This is a genomic window from Bacillus sp. MUM 13, from assembly GCF_001866725.1.
Classification (GTDB): Bacteria; Bacillota; Bacilli; order Bacillales; family DSM-1321; genus Peribacillus.
The window spans coordinates 1-20,243 of record NZ_MLYQ01000013.1 but is presented as its reverse complement, the minus strand read 5'-3'; the positions used below and the strand labels follow the sequence as shown (position 1 = coordinate 20,243).

Below are 20,243 nucleotides of genomic sequence, written 5' to 3'. Positions count from 1 at the left end.
ATTTGGAATGGGAGATTGGAAACAACTTGCATTTAGGGTTTTGGATGGCTATGAACTGACCGATGAAGAGGCTTTATCGATTTTGGAAAGTCCCGGCGAACAACTTCTGGAGCTTCTCCAGGGCGCTTACACCATACGCCATCATTACTATGGCAACAAAGTGAAATTAAATATGATTATCAACACAAAATCCGGCCTGTGTCCGGAGAACTGCGGTTATTGCTCCCAATCCAGTGTATCGACAGCACCGATCCAAAAATACCGCATGATGGACAAGGATTCAATTTTAAAGGGCGCCGAGCAAGCCTATAACCTTAACGTAGGCACCTATTGTATCGTTGCCAGCGGCAGAGGCCCTAGCAATAAAGAAGTCGATACCGTTGTATCCGCTGTAGAGGAAATAAAAGAGAAGTACAATCTGAAAGTCTGTGCATGTCTTGGGCTTCTCAAGCCTGAACAAGCAAGCAGGCTGAAAGAAGCCGGTGTGGACCGCTACAACCATAATATTAACACTTCAGAAAACCACCATGAATCCATTACAACCTCCCATACATATCAGGACAGGGTAAACACCGTTGAGCTTATTAAACAATCCGGTATTTCTCCGTGTTCAGGCGTCATTGTCGGAATGAGGGAAACCAAACAGGATGTCGTTGATATGGCAAGAAGCTTAAGGGTACTGGATGCTGACTCCATCCCAGTAAATTTCCTCCATGCTATTGACGGCACTCCTCTTCAAGGAACCGATGAGCTTGAACCAAGGTATTGTCTGAAGGTGCTATGCCTGATGCGCTATATCAATCCAACAAAGGAGATCCGCATCTCAGGCGGACGGGAAGTAAACCTCAGAAGCCTGCAGCCGCTGGGACTGTATCCGGCAAACTCCATCTTCGTCGGTGACTACCTGACAACCGCCGGCCAGGAAAGTACCGCTGACCATCAGATGCTTAAGGATTTAGGGTTTGACATTGATTTCGTGAAGGAAGAAGCTGTGGCGGTCCGTTAAAGTTTTCCGGGAATACAGGGAAAAACGCACAAGTAGGTACCGAACCCCGAAAGTTAGTGTGAAAAAGTCTAACTTTCGGGGGTAACCATCTCCTTGTGCGTTTTTATCGTGCAAATTTTCCTAATGTAAATAAGTATGGGATTGTTCTAACGAGTCTGTTGTACACAGAAGGGCCGCCTTTCAATGAATCAGGAACTATATTGGTTGCCTTCTATTGCCCCTGATATACATAGAAACAAATTTCAATAAATCTATTTCCCTATTCTTTATTGGGCCAAAAAGGGTTAACTCTGTTTATAAAATGAACAGAGTTAACCCACTTCCAACACTTAAACTATTTACGAAATCGTAAAGTTTTAAAGATTAATGATATAAAATTTACTTAGCTGCATCCTGAATAGTTTTAGGGGCTTCAGTATGGTAAACCAGTTTCCATCCATCCAGAATATTTTCTTTTGTTACAGTTAAAGCTGGCACGGCTACATAAGGAGGTGCTTCTTTTCCTAATAAAGAATATCCAGCAAGGATAGCTTCTGCAATCCCCTGGTCATATGGCAGCTGTGCTCCCAGACCTTTGATTGGCCCACCCTGTGCAATGTCCAATGCTACATTTGTTCCAAGGTCAATTGTCGTGATTACAATATCTTTTTTTCCTGCTGTTCTTACAGCTGCTAATGCTCCTTCGGCCGGTACATCCCAGACAACAAAAATTCCATCCAAATCAGGATTTCTTGTCAGCATTCCGGATGCTACCTTTTCTCCCTGGTTCGGGTCAGTGATCCCTCCACGTGCAACGATTTTCATATCTGGGTATTTTTCTTTTAGTGTTGCCTCAAATGCATCGGTACGCTGTTTTGTGACAAAGAAGTCCGCTTCATGGAAGATTACACCGATTTTCCCCTTCTTCCCTAATTTTTCAGCCATAATATCTGCTGCAGCAACGCCATTTCCATAATTATCGGCAGAAACAACACTCACATAATCTTTGCCAGCTTCAAGACCGCTTGGTGTATTATCCATGAAAACGAGTTTAACTCCAGCTGCAGCTGCTTTCTTATATGCACTTGCTGTAGAGACAGGGTCTACTGGAATACTTACGATAAGATCAGGTTTCTTTGCTAGAACTGTTTCAATATCTGAAACCTGCTTTTCCGCCTTAAATTGAGCATCCGTAACCGCTACGACTTTAATCCCCATCCTATTGAATGAAGCTTTCAAGCCGTCGATTTGTGCCTTGGCCCAGTCATTACCCGCATAGTGCATAACAAGTGCAGCGGTATAATTCCCTTGTTTAATTTTTTTCAAGTCCTGTTCTGAGAGTTGCAATGTTTTAGCCGATACCGCAGTTTCCCCATGTGGGCCTTTACTTAGGATTTTCTGGTCACTAGGCAATTCAGTGTTAATCGTTAGCGGACCTGTGGTGGCTGTTGCTTCTTTTGTCTTCGGACTGCTTTCCTCCCCAGAATCTGTTGAGCTCTTTTGGCCGCAGCCTGCTAATGCCAGAACTGCAATTAACATCATTATAGTGAATACCGATAATAGCTTTTTCATATAAACCCCCTAGTTCAATTCTAGTGAACATATCATTATTTTTTTTAAAAATGGGCCCTGTGCAATTAACAGAAATTAAATAAATACATGTAGTAAGGTTCACTCTTCTGCTTATGGTATTCATCTGATACTCAGCAAGAATTCCCCTCTATAAATATTCCAAAACCAGAATCTACTACCTCGGGATATAAACCACCTCCTAAAATACCAGGAGAAACGATAAAATGAAGTTGTTCACTTGTAATCGATTACATATCAAGACGAATAGATTAATACTTTGTTTAAAAAAGCTTTGCTGAATAAGGCAATCCTTAAGAGAGTCTCCATTTAATTGTTAATTAACTAAAAATCTCATTCACTTTTGCTTTCAAGAATTCAATGGATTTTTTCGCATACCAATCAGGCTCGGCTTGTCTTGTGTGGAAACCAACTTCCATTGCCAGGTAGCCATCATAGTTAATATCCTTTAATGCTCTGATAACAGCATCAAAATCTCCTCTTCCTTGCCCTGGAGGAAGGCGATCGTTGTCTGCTATGTGGACATGATGCAGCTTGTCCTTCATACGGTATACATAATCGCTAGGCACGTCATTTCGATACAAAGCATGGAACGTATCAAACATTACCTTCACATTTGATAAGCCAGTTTGTTCGGCCAATAGTAAAGCATCATCAGCAGTTTCAATTAAGTTGCTGTCTGCCGGGGTAGGTTCCACTACCATTGTTACACCTAGATCTTTCGCATAGTTTCCGACTTCGATTAATCCTTCCAGGCTATAATTCCAAGCATCCTGCTGCTGCATCCCGAAAGAAGCCCAGCCTGCAATCCACATCACTGTCGGACATTCCCAGTCATGTGCCAACCGGACAACATCTTTATAGTGATTGATAGTGAATTTCCGTTCTTCAGCTAAAAGGGAGCTCGGGTTATTCCCCGGTCCGCCACCCGGAGCAGGCAGCATGGACGAAACCTTTAAATTCTTTTCTTTTAAAAGCTTTAAAATCTCCTGTCTTCTTTCCTTTGATAAATAGTCCGGCCAGGCATGAGGTGCAGCACAGCCAATCTCGATTGCGTCGTAGCCGAAGGAAGATAGCCGTTTGATGACTTCCTCTAGCGGATATGAAGGAACCCATGATGGAAAACTGCTGTAAGCCCAAGTGTTGAAAGAAATGCCTTTCATCTGTATAACCTCTTTTCCAAATGTGATGTATAATTACCCTCAAACCTTTTTAATGAAGGATTGAGGGTTAAAAACCTTAGGTTTAATAGAATGGTTAATGCAAACGGAATTATTACTCCCAAACAAATACCGCTTTTTCTGTTTTTCTTTCATCAAACAGGCGGAATGCTGTTTCTGCTTCTTCCAGCTTAAATCTGTGGGTGACCAGCTTTTCAACCGGAAGTTTTTTTCTAACGATAAATTCGGCAATTTCATCAAATTCCTGGATAGGGAAATACCATGAACCGATTAAAGTTACTTGTTTTCTGATTAGCTGCTGGCTCGGTTTAATTGTTGATTCCTTGCTTTCACCGACAAAGGCAACACGTCCATGAGGCCGAACACAATCCAATGCGTCATTTTCTGCGAACGGGCTTCCTGAACAATCGATGGCTGCATCAGCCCCAATCCCGTTCGTAATACGAGCGATTTCCTCTTGTACGTTCGTGTTTTTTCCATTGATAACATAGTCTGCGCCAAGCTCTTTTGCCATTTCCAAACGCTCATCAAGCATATCGACGGCAATTACGGTTGCACCGAGCGCGTGTGCAATCATGACTCCGGCTGCGCCCATAGGACCCATTCCGAAGATAACAAGCTTGTCCCTTCCAGAGATGCCCAATCTCTTTTGTGCATGGAATAGTGTACCAACAGCATCAGTGGATACGGCAGCCGTTACAAAGCTTATGTCATCCGGTAAGCGCATGCAGTTTTCTGCAGGAACAACCATGTAGTCTGCATCTCCGCCATTCGCGTCAAAACCTATGCACTTGAACTCCTTGCAGAACATTTTATAGCCGCTTTTACAGTGCGCACATTCTCCGCATCCTAAGGCCAAATATACGGCAACACGATCTCCTTCCTGGAATTTTGAAACTCCATCTCCTACCTGAGTAATGATGCCGGCCGGTTCATGTCCCGGACTGACTAAACCAGTTTTTGTCCCTTCAAAAACGGATGTACCATAATACAAACTCATATCACTGCGGCAAATCGCAGAAGCCTTCATTTGAATTAAAACTTCTCCTGGGCCTGGCTTTGGAATTTCAACCTGACGAACTTCTACCTTTTTATCTCCTGGAAAGAATACCGCTTGCATAGTCATGTTAATCCTCCTAAATCTACTTATTTGAAAAACGGAAACTTGCGTCTGTATGACACAATGTATCTGGTCATTCTTATCTGCTTACCGCTTTACGTCCCAGCGCTACTGCCAAAATAATAATCAAACCTCTTATGATCATCTGTTGGCTGACATCCAAGCCCATAATAATTAAGCCATTATTGATAACGCCAATCATTAATGAACCAATGACCGTTCCAATAATCGTTCCGACGCCGCCAGCTAGAGCTGTTCCTCCCAAAATTACAGCGGCAATTACAGAGAGCTCATCTCCTTCACCAAATGAAAATCTTCCCGCATTCATACGGCCTGCATATAAAAGCCCGGCCAATCCTGCCATAAGGCCAGTGCCAACGAAAACCATCAGCTTAACCCTGGCTGTTTTAACTCCCGAGAACCTTGCAGCATTTTCATTTCCGCCTGTCGCTAAAACTTTTCGCCCATATGACGTCTTACGAAGCAAGATATGAGCGATAATGGCGAATACCAGCGTCCAAATAAGCAATACAGGGATAGGACCGATATCTCCAGATCCAAAAATGAAATTGAAATCTGCATCAACAATAGGAACCGGAGCAGTGTCAGTGACCCACATCGCAATACCTTTTACTGCACCCATTGTACCCAGTGTTACAAGGAATGAAGGAATGGCTACTTTTGTTACAAGCAAGCCGTTAACTATCCCAACAAGAAGGCCTGTACCTACACCGGCAATCAATCCCCCAAATATTCCATATCCCGCCTGAAGAGCCAATGCTCCTGCCAGTGAAGATAATGCAGCAATTGAACCAACAGACAGGTCAATTTCACCGGAACTGATGACAAATGTCATCGCAAGAGCCATTAATGTAATTGTTGCGGTTTGCCTTACGATATTTAATAGATTTCCTGATGTTAAAAATCCTTGGTCAAAAAGGGTGACTGAAAAGTAGATTAATACCCCAACAAAGGCTATATACACTATGTAGTCCCGCCAGTCGAATTTTTTTAATATGGAGACTGAGGGTTGTTTTACTTCGCTAGAAACCTTGGATTGCATACTCTAAATCCTCCTCTGATTTGATTTCTTTACGTTTTATCTCCTTTTTGATCTTCCCTTCATGCATAACCACGACACGATCGCTCATGGCTAATAGTTCTGGAAGTTCTGAAGAAACAACTAATATTGCTTTTCCGCTTTCAGCCAATTCTCTAATAACATCTATAATCTCGGTCTTTGCGCCAATATCAACGCCGATTGTCGGTTCATCAAGAAGCAATACGGTGGGATCATTGGCCAGCCACTTGGCAAGCACAATTTTTTGCTGATTCCCGCCTGATAACAAACCGGATGTTTTAAAAATATTATCCGTTTTGATATTCAACTTTTGAACTAATTGATTACTAATCTCATTTGATTTCTTATTATCAATAAATAATCCTCTTTTTACTTTCGATAGGATCGGAAGTATCATATTATCCTTCACACTATGTTGAAGGACCAGCCCTTGCATGCGTCTATCTTCAGGAATTAAAGCAATTCCTGCTTTTATGGCATCCCCTGCACTCTTAATAGGCCTTTTTTTGCCATCAACGTAAATTTCGCCGCTATCAATAGGGTCAATGCCAAAAAGACTGCGGACTAATTCCGTTCTCCCGCTTCCCATTAATCCAGCGATGCCCACAATTTCACCGGGCTGGATGGCAAGGTTAATATCTTGAAGTTTATCTCCGGCATTCAGGTTTTTAACTTCAAATATTGGCGGCACATCTGTTAAATATGGACGTTCTTGCCATTCAAAAGCCTTGTCGAACTCCCTGCCCACAATATGTTGAATGACTGTATCAAGATCAGTTTCACTGCATGTTTCGGTAGTGATATATCTTCCGTCCCTTAATATGGTAATCCTGTCGCATATTTGAAAAATTTCATCCATCCTGTGGGAAATATAAATGATGGAATAACCCTTTGCTTTCAATTTGTTAATGAAGTCGAATAAGACTACCGTCTCTGTTTTTGTTAGAGAAGATGTTGGTTCATCCATTATTAAAATTTTTGCTTCTTGAGATAATGCTTTGGCGATTTCAGTCATCTGCCAATATCCTACACCAAGTTCTTGGACAATATCAGAGGGTTTAATATCCACTCCTAATTCCTTTAGCAGCGCTTCTGTTTTCTTCTCGCTTTCTTTATCATTAAGCAAACCAAACGGGGTTCTTTTTTCACGGGTCAGAAAGATGTTTTGAGCAACCGTCAATGTTGGAATTAAACTGAACTCCTGGAAAATCATAGAGATATTATTTTTATTGGCATCGTCAATGCTATTAATGCTTACTGGTTTTCCTTCTATCAATATTTCACCGCTATCAGCAGTATATATGCCGGTGAGAATCTTCATTAATGTTGATTTCCCGGCCCCATTTCCGCCCATCAAAGCGTGAACCTCACCTTTTCTCAGAGTGAAATCCACATTATCAAGAACAGTAATTCCATTAAACGCTTTAGATATGTTCTTCATTTCAAGTATAGGCTGATTCATTCTTTCACCTTCTTTTTTTTTTGAGGCTGCTTTATGACAGCCTCTATAAAATAGTTGTCATTCAAATTAACTTATTTCATTGCATTCTTTACAGTAGATGGGGCCTCGGTACCATAGATCAGCTTCCAGGAATCCAGCACATTATCCTTCGTCACTTTAATCGCTGGAGAGGCAACATAAGCTGGTGCCTCTTTGCCGAGAATGGCATAACCTGCCAGAATGGCTTGAGCCACGCCTTGATCATACGGCAATTGAGCTCCAAGGCCTTTAACAATTCCGTCGGAAGCAATGGAGATTGCAACGTTAGTTCCCAAGTCAACCGTAGTCACTATTACATCTTTTTCTTTGCCTGCGTTACGGATTGCAGACATTACTCCCTCGGCAGGTACGTCCCATGGAGCAAAGATCCCATCTATGCCGGGATTTCTTGTAAGCATAGCGGATGCTACTTCTTCACCTTTATTTGGATCTGTAATACCGTCTTTCGCTACAATTTTAATATTAGGATATTTTTCTTTGATTCTTGCTTCAAAAGCATCTGAGCGGTTTTTCGTAACAAAAAAGTTTACATCGTGATAAATGATTCCGACTTTCCCTTTACCACCAAGTTTTTCAGCCATGATGTCAGCGGCAAGTGCACCGTTTCCGTAGTTGTCTCCTGAAACAATGCTGATGTAGTCTTTTCCAGGCTTAAGGCCTTTTGCAGCTCCATCCATGAATACTAATTTGACTCCCTGTGCAACTGCCTTTTTATATGCCGGTGCGGTAGAAACTGCGTCAACTGGTACTGAAATCATAATATCCGGTTTTTTAGCTAATACTGTTTCAATATCGTTTACTTGTTTTTCTGCTTTGAACTGTGCATCCGTTACGGCAATGACTTCAATGCCCATTCTTTTAAAAGTATCCTTCATCGCACCTACGGCTGCCTTCATATAGTCAGTCCCAGAGTAATGCATGACAATAGCAGCTTTATACTTGCCATCTTTAATCTTCTGAAGCTCTTCTTCTGTAAGCTGCAATGACTTTGCAGACACTGCTTTTTCACCATTCGGCCCCTTATCCTGGACTTCCAAGTCTGGAATTTTAGGATTGATTGTCAGCGGTCCGGAAGTCTTCTCTGAATAATTTTCATTCTTTTTTGTACTTTCTTTCTCTCCTGAAGTTTTTTCCGAATTACCACAACCCATAAGTGCTGCTGCAAGAACAAAAATCAATATAACAGAAAGGAATAAATTCTTTTTCATTGGATGTCCTCCACTTTTATTTTTTTATTTTTAGCCGATTGTTTAGAATAAGTAACTAATCGGCAACACCTCCTTTGATTAGATGTCTTTTCAAAATCAGCCCTCTTTTAGGAGCCGATGATAAAATACTCAGTATTGGATAATGAATTTCAAAATGTAATCGATTACATTATATTAAAAAAATTTTACACCTGAAACAGATGTTCAATTTTTTTCTTTTTTATACTTTTTACTGGAATCTCTTATAATCAGTTTATCCTCTAAAATGTATTGCTTTTTATCAATACTATTATCGTTAATTAACTGGAGAAGAAGTTCCATTGCCTTTTCGCCAATTTCAAAAGACGGCTGGGCAATAGTGGTGAGTGCGGGTTCATAAATAGATGCGAACTTTATATCATCAAATCCCACTATTGAAATGTCATCTGGCACGCTAAGACCCTTTGCTTTAATGGCTTTGATTGCTCCTATGGCCATTTCATCATTAGCAGCGAAAATAGCAGTGGGTGGCTCGTCAATTGCTAAAAACTTTTGCATTAAATTAATCCCGCTTTCAAATGAAAAATCGCCCTCCTGAACCAACAGTGAGTCAGTCGGAAGACCAGACTGAGCCAAAGCCTGCTGAAATCCTTTGTAACGGTCCCTGCCCAATACGCTGTTGAATGGGCCTGATAAAAAACCGATTTTTTCATGGCCCAATTCAATTAAATGTCTAGTCGCCTTCCTTGCACTACTGACATTATCAATTGAAACAGTCGGTATTTGTGATCCTTCAATATATTCACATGCCAGTACAACGGGAAATTGCTTTGCAATTTCTTCTATTGCTTGCCCATTGTTTTTTGCTGTCAGCAGCAGCATTCCATCCGCTTTTCTTTGTTTAAGAATATTTAAATACCCGCTTTCACGATCAGCATCATTTTGGGCATCCCCCAGCAATACTTGATACCCGTTTGCAATGGCTACAGCTTCTATACCACGGAGCACTTTGGAGAAAAATGTATTTGTGATATCAGGAACAATTACAAGAATCGTTTTTGTTTCCAGTCTTCTAAGCTGTCTTGCCAGAATATTAGGTTGATAGTTCAATGAATCGATCGCTTTTAACACTCTTTCTGTTGTATCTTTTTTCACTGTCCCTGAGTTGCTGATTACCCTGGAGACAGTAGCTGTGGAAACATTTGCTTTTTTAGCGACATCAACTATCCTTACCATAAGTAGATAATTTCCTTTCGAATGTCCATCTTGTGGACGTATAGTGACATATGTCTATCTTATGAAATTATTGTAATCGATTACATTCTGAATTGCAATAATTTTATAGAATTCATTTACGCCCTTTTTACCCAGCTCGATATGATTAACCTTTCTTCCCGTGCTTTTAAAATTAGAGTAGCTTTCATTAGAGCTATTCCAGTTTTGTTATGATAAAAAAAGGAAAAAGGCAGACACAAAATGATATACATCGAGTGTCTGCCTAGTGAATTACATATTATACTTTTGTCCAATTCGTTTCAATAGGTATGCCTGCCGCTGAAAGTGATGCATAGATCGGGCAGCGGGAATCGGTAATCCTCTGTAATTCATCAATGCGTTCCTGCACATCGACGAAGGTTAAAATATCTTTCCATTTTCAGTTACATATGTACAGGCTTTAAACACCATTCCGACTCCCTTTGAACAGCGGGCATAGTAGTCAACTTCCCCAGTAGGGACCGTTCCGTCTGGATTGGAAGAAAAATTGGTCATCGGTGCACAAACATTCTCAAATAAAGGAGCATATTTCTGCTTCATTATTAAGTCTCTCCAGTTGTATAAATAAGCTTATCAGAACGAACTCGAACTGCATCATAACAGCAAACGTTACTATTTCGCAGCAGCCTGGTACTTCTCCACACGTAAAGGTTCAAGCACGAATTGTTCCAAACCTTGGACAAACGATTTAAAATGCTCAGTTTGTTCATGGGTTTCGATAGCTTTCTCATCCTTCCACACTTCTAAAAAAACAAACTCATTATTAATTGAGGTGTCCGCAAATAATTGATAGCTTATATTTCCCTCTTCTTCCCTGGAACTTGAAACCACTGATTGTGTATGCGCCAAAAAATCTTGCCGTTTGTTTGGGTCCACCTTCAAAAATGCATGAATAATCAACATGTTCTTCTTCATCTCCTTTTCAAACAGAATTCTTTTTATCTTTCCCTAAGAGACATTCTGTACCCGGTTTCTTCATTAGTCAAATAAAAAAGTTTCAAAAAGCATAAAAACCATGGACTTATTGCCCCGATCACGCAAAAAACAAGGGACTGGCCATCTAAAATAAAGCAGGCGGCGGATGCCGGGGGCTTTCAGGATACTGCGGGCTAATGCCGCGAGCCCAAACTCGTATTTGATTAATGTGGACAATTTTTAGAAAAAACAGTAAAATGTAAGTGATTGCAATCTTCTTTACATATTTTTCTTCAGCTTTCCCTCACAGCGCAAAATGGACCTTGTGCTGCAAAGGACTCTGACTCATTATGAAACGCAAGGGGGCTTAATGAAATGCTATTGGTTATTATCTTTGGTCTTGTTTCACTATTGGCATTAGCAGGCATTTTAAAATCTCTTAAAAGCAAAAATATTCTTGGTCTTCTGTTTGCTGTCATCAGCACAGGAATTTTCGGCTGGTTTACCATCATGACGCTCATTCATAATGGTTTCCCGGTTTCGCATTAAAAGAGAGAGGTTCTTCGGCTATAAGGAAAGAGGCGGTCATGGCCGCCTCTTTCCTTATAGCTTTTCTTTTACACTTTTCATTTTGCTTTCCATAGTGGATGGTTTATCTCTTCGCTCATCAATTCTGATTGATGTTGCGACACGGGGAACTCCCTTAGAAAACGGAGATTCATGGATTTCCTGTATCACAGTGAATATATCAGACAGATTGCCTTCGATGATGGTGTTCATCGGGGTCAGCTGGAAGTGTATCGTACCCTCTTCTTCATGCTTCTTTAAGATGCGCTGAATGTCTGCCACATACTGGCTGACGCTTGGACCTTCCATTCCTACTGGTATAACGGTAACATCTGCAATTGCCATTCTTAGTCATCCTCTTTTCCTTGAAAAAAGTTTATAGCTTTTATTCGTCTTCATATTGATTATATTCTCTAATTGGGTGCCATATAAACACCATTGTCCATTTGGCGAACAGCTCAAAGGCTCGTTGTCCTGATGCTTTATGAGCTCTTCTTCTTTTCCCGTCTTCCAGTTGAAACTGACTAAAGAGAAATGTTTGTCTGCCCCGCTGCCATCACCCCCGCGTTCAGGCCGGAAAGTGATTAGTTCAGTTGTTTTCCCGATTACATCCATCTTGGGAATCACCCAGTCCGAAAAGGTTTTGAGCAATGGCATAGACATGGAGGATAATGCTTTGCCTTTATTATTGTAAAAAATATAATCCGCCTTATCAGGGCTTTCACTGCTGGCAGCTATGGTCATTAGCCCTTTGCCCCACTTTTTAAAATATCCTATGTCCAGCATAACGGTTTCAGTTTTTCCTGATGAAAGATTTCTTTTCATTAACGGAGCTGTCTGCCCGGGGTTTTTTTTATCCCAGTCCAAATACAGCAGCTCTTCCTTAGAGCTCCATTGCGCAAACGGCTGCGGAAAAGGAACCTTGTCCATTTTCTTGCGGGTGACGTCCGCTACATAACTGCTGTATGTCCAATTTTCATTAAATCCGGAAATAAACAAAACACCATCACTGTAAGGATTCCATTCATAGGTAAGCTCTGTAGAGGGAATTGCTGCAGAATAGACGGATTTTCCTGTGTGATCCAGGATTTCAATGACCGCCTTCTTTTTTGAAGAAGACAATTTAACCAGCACAAATGATTTTGAGGGACTGATTTTCACATCCGATATGGGAGCTTCATTTCGAAAAAAAACGCTTTTTTTGTTCGTCTTCATATTCCAGGAAATTAACTCCTGCCTTTGATGTACTTTCTTCCCTGAAGAGTAAAGAATCGTATGGGAGTCCAGCCATCCATAAGCAATAGCATTCAAATCGCCGGCCTGCACGGGGATGTTTGGAGCAGGTTTCATATCCTTGGGATCATCTTCCAGACGGCCCTGAAACATGCATCCTGATAGTAATACGATCAAGACGAAGCAATAGAGCAGTATAACAGCACTGTGGCTTTCGTAAAAAAAGGCGCCCATTTTTTGCCGGCGCCTGTTGAGCAATAACCAAAATAATGAAATCTCAACACACCCCCAGCTTACTTATAGATTTCATTATAAAACAAAAATCTTCAAGCCGCTGAAATAAAATACGGGATTTTTTTACTATTTTTTCATCGAGACACCATTTGAAATGGGTCCAGCCTCATTATTTGCATGTCCTCTACATATATAATCCTGCCATTAAGATCCCTAATGTGTCTCTATATATTTCCTCCATTTGTGAAAGCGGAAGCGGATTGATGCCAAAGCCAAGCTCCAGCGTAAAGCCTGGCAGCCGGAATTCCTGGATGAACCAATCCTTATACCCTCCATGGCTGTCAATATATTTAACGGCGCGATACGGACTTTTCCGCTCGAACTCACTTGCAATGCAATAAGAGTAATGCGGTTCTTTCGATTCATAGCCCCAGTAAAACTCCTTTCCCTGGGTGTGCAGAGCGATAACCTTGTCAAAGCTGCTTTCCTTGGCCAGTTTCCACATTGCTACGGCTTCAGGTTCCGTTAAGAAGCGATCTCCCGGATAATCGCGGAATGAAGGGGCCTGCGGGACATTGCGGAGCTTTTCAATATCCCAGCCTGCGGGGAACTGATTATTCAAGTCAACTCCACGGATATTTGACTTCCATGCCAAATATTCCCCTGACCCGTTATTCATGGCAGCTACATCAAATTTGCCCTGTGCTGCGGTTTCCCCTTTATGGACGAGTTCTACTCCATCTGGATTTACCATTGGCACAATGGAGATTGTTACGTCATCGTAAAAGGGCATGGACCGCAAACCACAAAGCGGAGTGCTATTCGCCATGGACAGGAGAAGTTCATTCAGCCACTTCATCAATATGGCAGATGTGATCCACTCGTTGGCATGAAAAGCCCCGTTATAATGGATGACCTTAGGCCCCCTGCCCAGGCGGACCTCAAATATTTCACGCTTCATCACACTTTTCCCAATGGCCTTTATTTTAAGAAAAGGATAGAACTCCTTCAATGCTTTTAAATCTGATATCAAATGTTCATATTCATAAGGTTTTTTGGTCATGATAACAGGTTCCCTGATTCTTTCGGGAATGTATATGCCAGCTTCTTTTTTCCCTTCATTCACAGCCAGCAGCGCATCAAGTGAAAGCTGATTGGCGGCTGCTGCCTCCATCATGCTTTGACTTGCAGTCCTTCTCACTGTATAGCCCGGAATGACCAGGCCGCCTCTAGAGGAGACGCCTTCTCCAAGCCCCGGATTGGCATCTTCAATTAATTGTGCAGGAACTCCAAAAAGAAGCTGATAATACTCTGACGCATCGGCTGGCCTTCCCATGATTTTCATGAATATCCCCTCCGCTTTTCCTTAATAACATATGAAACCGGAAAGCGAAAAATGATGGAACAGGCCCCGCACACAGTTAATGATTAAAACGAAGCAAATCGCCGTAAATGATCCTGTCTGAATATTGCAGCTCCTGCTTTGCTTTGTCTTCAAACAGCCTGCAGTCATCATGCTTTAAAACACCGCCGCTCCTTCTGTCGTAACAGATATCCTTTGTAAACACATATCGGTCCGTAATGAAACTGCTGTCGCGGAGGATTACTTCCCTTCCATCATGATTAGGTGAAAACAAATCATTTCCAAACGAAATGTTATGATTTGTTTCAATTCCCAAAAGGTGCAAAAGAGTGGGCTGTATATCAATCTGCCCTGCAATGGCATCCATGATTTTGCCTTCTTTTCCTGGTATGCGGATAAAAAGCGGTACCCTCTGCAGCTGGATGGATTCATATGGTGTGATTTCTCGGCCAAGAAATTGTTTCATGGCTGAACGGTGATTCTGTGAAATCCCATAATGGTCACCGTATAATATGATCAGCGAATTATCATACAGTCCGGATGCCTTCAGGTCTGTTATAAACTGGCCAAGAGCTTCATCCGCATAGCGGACAGACATGATATAGCGATTAAGGGTCTTTGAACCTGTCCCGATATCACCAATGGATTGATCCTCTTTCCCAAGTGTAAAAGGATAATGATTGGTCAGCGTGATAAATTTTGCATAAAAAGGCTGCGGCATTCCTTTCAGATGCTGTATGGACTGCTTAAAGAATTCCTTATCCTTCAGACCCCAATTGACAGAATTAGCATCATTGATCACATAATCCCGGCTATGATAAAACCTCTGATAGCCTAAAGATTTATACATGATATCGCGATTCCAGAAGCTCTTATTATTAGGATGCAAAGAAGCAGTGTAATATCCGCTATGGTTTAGAATGGACGGAGCTGCTTTATAGGTGTTCTGTGAATTTGTAAAAAATACTGCTCCTCTTCCCAGAGGATACAGGGAATTTTCTGCGATAAATTCTGAATCAGAGGTTTTCCCCTGGCCTGTCTGGTGATAAAAATTATTGAAATAGTAGCTTTCCTTGATGAATTGATTGAGGAAAGGGGTGATTTCCTCTCCCATTGCCTTTTCATTGATCACAAAGCTTTGCAGGGACTCCATTGAAACGCAGATGACATTTTTTCCTTTCGCAATCCCGAAAAAATCCTGGCTGCTCTTTTTTCTATTTGCATCAAGATAATTTTTGACTTCAGCCAGCTCACTGCCATCTGCAAGTGCCCGCTGTGCGGAGGACTTAGACTGAAGATACACATCGTATAAATGGTAATTATAGGTGCCGATGTTCTTAACGAGAATTTTTCTGTCAAATGTTCTTGAAAGCAGCTGCGGACGCTCCGTTTCAGCAAGAATTAAATTCAAAGCGCTAATCGACAATGCAAAAACCAGGTAGCTCTTTCCGCTCACAGTGCGGAATTTCAAAACAGCAGATGCTTTGTACTTTTTCATCACAGCAAAAAATATAATATCCAAAAAATATAGTAAATCCCAAGGTTCGGCAAGTTCAGTTACACTGCCGCCAAGATCGCTCATATTGCTTGTTTGAAATAACACAGGAAGGGTCAGGAAGTCATTGAAAAAACGATAAAATACAATATTGGCCAGTAAAATTCCTGTCACGGCTACATTCATCAGAAGCAGATACATGTTCTTCCTTTTATCTTTTAAAAAGAAACTCACAGCGGCAGCAAGCAGCAGAAAGCTCAAAGGATTAATAAGTAAAATGAATTCCTGAATCATGCTGTCTATATCGATATTAAAGCTTGTTTTATAGGCAATATATGTTTTCATCCACAATGTGAAAACAGTGAGCCATAACAACGATGAACCGCGCATAATGAGATTCTTCAGGGATGCCCCCTCCTTTCTGTTACATGTATTGAAACAAGGCTTCTCGCCTTTTTTCGATTCCAGGTTTACTGAGGGCCATAAACAAAAAACAAAGAAGCTTTCCATATTAACGGAAAGCTTCTTTGTTATTTTCTCCTTATAGCGGAGCTCTATTCTATTCAATATAAGCATTTTTGACGAGCCAGGCAGCACCGATTACTCCTGCATCATTGCCAAGGGTAGCCGCAGTAATCTCGGCCGATTCACGTACCCTTGTAAAGGCATGGCGCTTGAAGGCTTCCCTTACAGGCGCAATCAGCACTTCACCAGCTTTTGAAACACCGCCGCCGATAACAATTTTTTCAGGGTTCAGTACATTTGCTACATTAGCAAGAGCCAGTCCAAGATAGCCTGCTACCTTATCCACCACCGCAAGGCTAAGCTGATCTCCTTTTTCTGCACAATCGAAAATTAATTTAGATGAAAGGATTTCTCCATTTTTAATTTTTTCTGCTGCCAGAGAGGTTCCGTCTGATTCTTTAATTGCTTCTGCTGCAAGACGGACAATGCCTGTTGCAGAAGTAACGGTTTCAAGGCAGCCTGTTTTGCCGCAATTACAAGGTGCCCCGCCATCAGGAACAACTGTAATATGCCCGATCTCGCCTGCAGCTCCTGAAATTCCGTGGATCAGCATGCCATTGGCAATTACTCCGCCGCCCACTCCCGTTCCCAGTGTGACACAGACGATGTCCTTGGCGCCTTTCCCGGCACCCTTCCACATCTCGCCAACCGCTGCCAGGTTTGCATCATTATCGATCACAGCCGGCAGGGAGGTTTCAACCTCGAGCAGGTCCTTCAGCGGATAATCGGTCCAGCCGAGATTGACTGCTTCATAAATGGAGCCTGTCACATAGTTTACAGGTCCAGGCGCACCCATGCCGATTCCAACAATTTTACTCTTAGACTCGCCCAGTTCACTGAGCTTATCGTCAATCGCTTTGGCAATATCAATTGTAATGTGTTTTCCGTTTTCAGATATATCTGTAGGAATCTCCCATTTGTGAACGATTTCACCATATACACTGATGAATGCAAGCTTTATTGTCGTACCGCCTAAGTCTATCCCCATAATCCACTTGTTCATTTCTTCACCCCTATTGTTTCTCTTTGTCTCTTTCAATCTGGATCTGCTGCCTGAGCAGCAGGAGAGCCATTTGGTAATCTTTTGTGTCCATCATCTGGGACCGGTAAATTTCCCTGATTTCCGTCTCCATCAGTTCAAGCTCTGCCACTCTATCTCCTATATAAATAAAGGTGCCAAACCTTTTTAAAAACTGCTGAATATCATAAATTGTTTTCATAAAATCCCTCTTTGCTTCTAGCGATTTCCTCTTAAAATTATATCGGAACACTCCATAACTCACAAGTCCGGATAACAGATATTCTTTTTTTAGCGTAAAATCCAAATTCCAACATACTTGTCCCTCTGTCCTCATACATATCAATATCTCTTGTAAACGGAGGATTTCTATGAAAAGACAGCTAAAAACCGCAGCATTCATCCTGATGGCTTCGCTTTTTTCCGTCCTTTATCTTTTTCATAGCCAGCAGGCAAAGGAAACGATCCTGTTTTTCCCGATCGATCCTTCGCTGAGCTTTGATTATGCAGGCACACATCTCCTATCTGAAAAAGCCGGAAAAAGCTCCCTCACTGTCCGGCTGAAATCTTCCTCCCAATTAAATCATTCAGCATATATAAGGCAGGATGTTTCCCTGCTTTATCAGAATGGCAGGCTTCAGGGAGTGCTCAAGGAATGGAGGCAAAATAAAAAAACCTTGGATCAGGAGGGCACCTGGAAGGAAAAAGATAGCTCCAAATTGCAGGCGATTACTTTTCATTATGCTGAAGTGCATAAGGGTTCAAACTATAGAAGCGCCCAGGAAATGAGCAATAGCAGCCTATATGTAATACTGCCTCCAGAAGCAGGCTATCAATATTTTGAAAAGCCATTATCCTCAAAACAAATCAGGTGGAAGGAAATACTGGATAAGGCCGCAGCCCTTGAAGCAGAAAAAAACCTGAATCAAAATCTGAAGGCTTTCCATATCAATGAAAACCTCTATACAACATTATCCCTAACCGATCTGCCGCAGCAAAAAAATGTCTTTTTCTCCGCTTTTCCTCCCTCCAAGCGGGAAGAAATAATCGGCAAGCTGTGGGAAGGCATTTATAAAAATATTGCCCTCGGAATAAAAAAAGAGAATGGCGCTGTTATCAGCCCTGAAGGCAGCACCATTCCCCAATTGCTTCTTTCTAAAAATAAAAGTGAATTGCTTGTTTTATTGACTGCCTCCGACGGAACACCAGTACTTCTCCGTCAGGAATTATCAAGCAGATGATCGATATTTTCTTCAAGCTTCTTATAGGAAGCTTCCGAAGGCTTCCTTTCAACTGCTTTTCCGGCAGCTTTTTTTGCTTCCTGAAATTGATTTAATTTGGTATAGCTAAGCGCCAGGTTATAGTAAGCCTCAGACATATCAGGGTTCTGCTGTGCCGCCTTTAGGTATTCTTTCTTTGCTGCTTCATAATTCCCTTTGCCAAAGCTTATGTTGCCCAGCATAAAATGGGAATATGGAGCCTCATCGTAGCTATTCACATAGCCTTCCAGCAGCTTTTTCGCTTCTGGTACATTTCCTTTTTTCACTTCATCGCTCGCCATCTGTACAGCAGCCATGTCATTCTCAGGAGAGCTTTCCTGATGCTCGTAGCCATATTGAAGAAGGAAATAAATCAGCCCTGCAGCTGCAGCGGCAAATAATATCTGCCTGAACGGCTGCTTATCCTTTGGCAGATGAACGATGCCTGCCGCAAAAAAGCCGCCGATCAAACCGCCGATATGTGCTGCATTATCAATGCCTTCATTTGAAAAACCGTAGCCAAGATTGATAATGATTAAAATGAAAACATTAAGACCCATTGTCCTGAAAAACAGTCTTGGGTTGCTGATGCCAAAATAAAGAAGAGCACCGAACAAACCAAATATGGCTCCGCTTGCACCTGCAGATAAAGCAGGGTTAAGCAAAAAGCTGCCAAGCGTCCCAGAGAAACCAGCTAATAAATAGATGAACAAAAATCTGCTGCTTCCATACATTTTCTCAACAGCAGGACCGATAAAATAAAGCGAAATAGTATTCATGATCAAGTGAAGCATTCCGATATGGATAACCATCGGCGTAAAAAAACGCCACCACTCCCCCTGCAGAATAAGAGGTGAGTACTTGGCACCAAAATCAATCAGTGTATCAGTCCTGGTGCTTGAACCAGCCCACTCCATCAAAAAGTATACAGCAATTCCAATTGCTATAAAAATGTAAGTGAAAACAGGTTTTCCCCGCTCAAATATCATTTGCTCTTCTTTGGCCTTTTTGACTGCTTCTGTCAGAGCACTCTGCTTTATGGAAGAAATGTCATCTTCTTCAGCTGCCGCCATTTTTGATTCCACGATATCCAGATGCATGCCGGTCAGCTCTTCAAGCTGCCTCCATCTATCTCCAAAAGAATCCGTATTCAATATAAACGTTTCCGCTTCTGTTTTACGGTGCACAAATGGTTTATCTGCAAAATCATAATCATCCACAGGAACATGTGATGTGATATAGATATTCAATACCTTAAGAGGCTTATGATACAGCTTCTTCCTGATTTGCTCCCCATTCAGCACAGTCCGTTCAATATCCCTTTTCAGCCAGCTTGCCCAATCCAAATCACGGAGCATGAGCCTGATGACAGGATAATTTTTTTCTTTCGAATTTTCGAGCCAGATTTCCTGATGATTGTCAGAGATGGTGATAACCCGATAGTTATATTGAGACGAAAGATTTTTAACCGCGGACCAAAATAAATAATCCTCTTGAAATCCCAATACCTTCCCCACTTTCTTCTTTGCAGCTGTAAATAGTAAATAGCCTGCCATGCAGGCTTTACGGAATGCCAGTATGACCATAAACAGGGAAGTATCCTGTTTTTTATGCTGTTTTCGCAAACATTGTTGCTATGAAACAAGGGGTTGATTTCCGTTCCAGGATGCTTGCTTTCCGTGGGGCGGTGAGCCGCCTCAGCTGCGCTTGCGGG

The 20,243-nt window shown here is 41.8% G+C and carries 18 protein-coding genes and 1 pseudogene; 3 read left to right on the top strand and 16 right to left on the bottom strand.

The features are described 5' to 3' along the window. Positions 1-7: 7 nt before the first annotated feature. Positions 8-1,006 (top strand): biotin synthase BioB, encoded by a 999-nt coding sequence (bioB, locus tag BIV59_RS04540; RefSeq protein WP_071350267.1) that lies wholly within the window; start codon positions 8-10, stop codon positions 1,004-1,006. Between the two features lie 378 nt (positions 1,007-1,384). On the opposite strand, the gene BIV59_RS04535 is transcribed toward bioB, so the two are convergent. The 9 genes and pseudogenes from BIV59_RS04535 to BIV59_RS04495 all read right to left on the bottom strand — a co-directional run bounded on the left by BIV59_RS04535 (position 1,385) and on the right by BIV59_RS04495 (position 10,823). Next, entirely contained in the window at positions 1,385-2,557 is a 1,173-nt protein-coding gene (locus BIV59_RS04535) for a substrate-binding domain-containing protein (RefSeq protein WP_071350266.1), read from the bottom strand. Between the two features lie 338 nt (positions 2,558-2,895). Beyond that, a complete protein-coding gene (locus tag BIV59_RS04530) occupies positions 2,896-3,738 on the bottom strand; it encodes a sugar phosphate isomerase/epimerase family protein (RefSeq protein WP_071350265.1) in 843 nt (280 codons plus the stop codon). 112 nt (positions 3,739-3,850) lie between these two features. Next, a complete protein-coding gene (locus tag BIV59_RS04525; RefSeq protein WP_083392046.1) occupies positions 3,851-4,882 on the bottom strand; it encodes a zinc-dependent alcohol dehydrogenase family protein in 1,032 nt (343 codons plus the stop codon). Positions 4,883-4,955: 73 nt separating this feature from the next. Continuing rightward, positions 4,956-5,939, bottom strand: coding sequence for an ABC transporter permease (locus BIV59_RS04520; protein WP_071350264.1), 984 nt, complete (start codon positions 5,937-5,939; stop codon positions 4,956-4,958). After that, entirely contained in the window at positions 5,920-7,419 is a 1,500-nt protein-coding gene (locus tag BIV59_RS04515) for a sugar ABC transporter ATP-binding protein (protein WP_071350263.1), read from the bottom strand. Before BIV59_RS04515 ends, BIV59_RS04520 begins: the two co-directional genes overlap by 20 nt. Before the next feature lie 71 nt (positions 7,420-7,490). Next, on the bottom strand, positions 7,491-8,666 hold the full coding sequence (locus BIV59_RS04510) for a substrate-binding domain-containing protein (protein ID WP_071350262.1): 1,176 nt from the start codon (positions 8,664-8,666) through the stop codon (positions 7,491-7,493). Between the two features lie 204 nt (positions 8,667-8,870). Then, on the bottom strand, positions 8,871-9,881 hold the full coding sequence (locus BIV59_RS04505; RefSeq protein WP_071350261.1) for a LacI family DNA-binding transcriptional regulator: 1,011 nt from the start codon (positions 9,879-9,881) through the stop codon (positions 8,871-8,873). A gap of 402 nt (positions 9,882-10,283) precedes the next feature. Further along, positions 10,284-10,460: pseudogene (locus tag BIV59_RS04500) on the bottom strand (NADH-dependent flavin oxidoreductase); the annotation flags it as partial. A 72-nt stretch (positions 10,461-10,532) separates the two neighbouring features. Beyond that, complete coding sequence (locus tag BIV59_RS04495) at positions 10,533-10,823, bottom strand: putative quinol monooxygenase (protein ID WP_071350259.1); 291 nt, start codon at positions 10,821-10,823, stop codon at positions 10,533-10,535. Positions 10,824-11,210: 387 nt separating this feature from the next. On the opposite strand from BIV59_RS04495, the gene BIV59_RS04490 reads away from it, so the two are divergent. Continuing rightward, entirely contained in the window at positions 11,211-11,384 is a 174-nt protein-coding gene (locus BIV59_RS04490; protein WP_071350258.1) for a DUF2759 domain-containing protein, read from the top strand. A 54-nt stretch (positions 11,385-11,438) separates the two neighbouring features. Here the strand turns inward: BIV59_RS04490 and BIV59_RS04485 are convergent, their stop codons facing one another. The 6 genes from BIV59_RS04485 to BIV59_RS04460 all read right to left on the bottom strand — a co-directional run bounded on the left by BIV59_RS04485 (position 11,439) and on the right by BIV59_RS04460 (position 17,472). Then, a complete protein-coding gene (locus BIV59_RS04485) occupies positions 11,439-11,747 on the bottom strand; it encodes an MTH1187 family thiamine-binding protein (RefSeq protein WP_071350257.1) in 309 nt (102 codons plus the stop codon). A gap of 6 nt (positions 11,748-11,753) precedes the next feature. Beyond that, positions 11,754-12,788: a YqgU-like beta propeller domain-containing protein gene (locus BIV59_RS04480; protein WP_071350256.1), complete on the bottom strand. Its 1,035-nt coding sequence runs from the start codon at positions 12,786-12,788 to the stop codon at positions 11,754-11,756. A 265-nt stretch (positions 12,789-13,053) separates the two neighbouring features. Next, positions 13,054-14,214, bottom strand: coding sequence for a M14 family metallopeptidase (locus BIV59_RS04475; RefSeq protein ID WP_071350255.1), 1,161 nt, complete (start codon positions 14,212-14,214; stop codon positions 13,054-13,056). Positions 14,215-14,290: 76 nt separating this feature from the next. Then, entirely contained in the window at positions 14,291-16,117 is a 1,827-nt protein-coding gene (locus BIV59_RS04470) for an LTA synthase family protein (protein WP_071350332.1), read from the bottom strand. A 169-nt stretch (positions 16,118-16,286) separates the two neighbouring features. Beyond that, complete coding sequence (locus tag BIV59_RS04465; RefSeq protein ID WP_071350254.1) at positions 16,287-17,255, bottom strand: ROK family glucokinase; 969 nt, start codon at positions 17,253-17,255, stop codon at positions 16,287-16,289. Between the two features lie 10 nt (positions 17,256-17,265). Beyond that, complete coding sequence (locus BIV59_RS04460; protein WP_071350331.1) at positions 17,266-17,472, bottom strand: YqgQ family protein; 207 nt, start codon at positions 17,470-17,472, stop codon at positions 17,266-17,268. Positions 17,473-17,641: 169 nt separating this feature from the next. Here BIV59_RS04460 and BIV59_RS04455 point away from each other — a divergent pair, with 169 nt between their 5' ends. After that, on the top strand, positions 17,642-18,511 hold the full coding sequence (locus tag BIV59_RS04455) for a hypothetical protein (RefSeq protein WP_071350253.1): 870 nt from the start codon (positions 17,642-17,644) through the stop codon (positions 18,509-18,511). Here the strand turns inward: BIV59_RS04455 and BIV59_RS04450 are convergent. Continuing rightward, positions 18,490-20,115 carry a rhomboid family intramembrane serine protease gene (locus BIV59_RS04450; protein WP_083392044.1) on the bottom strand — a complete coding sequence of 542 codons (1,626 nt, stop codon included), beginning with the start codon at positions 20,113-20,115 and terminating at the stop codon, positions 18,490-18,492. The genes BIV59_RS04455 and BIV59_RS04450 overlap by 22 nt on opposite strands. Between the last annotated feature and the right edge of the window lie 128 nt (positions 20,116-20,243).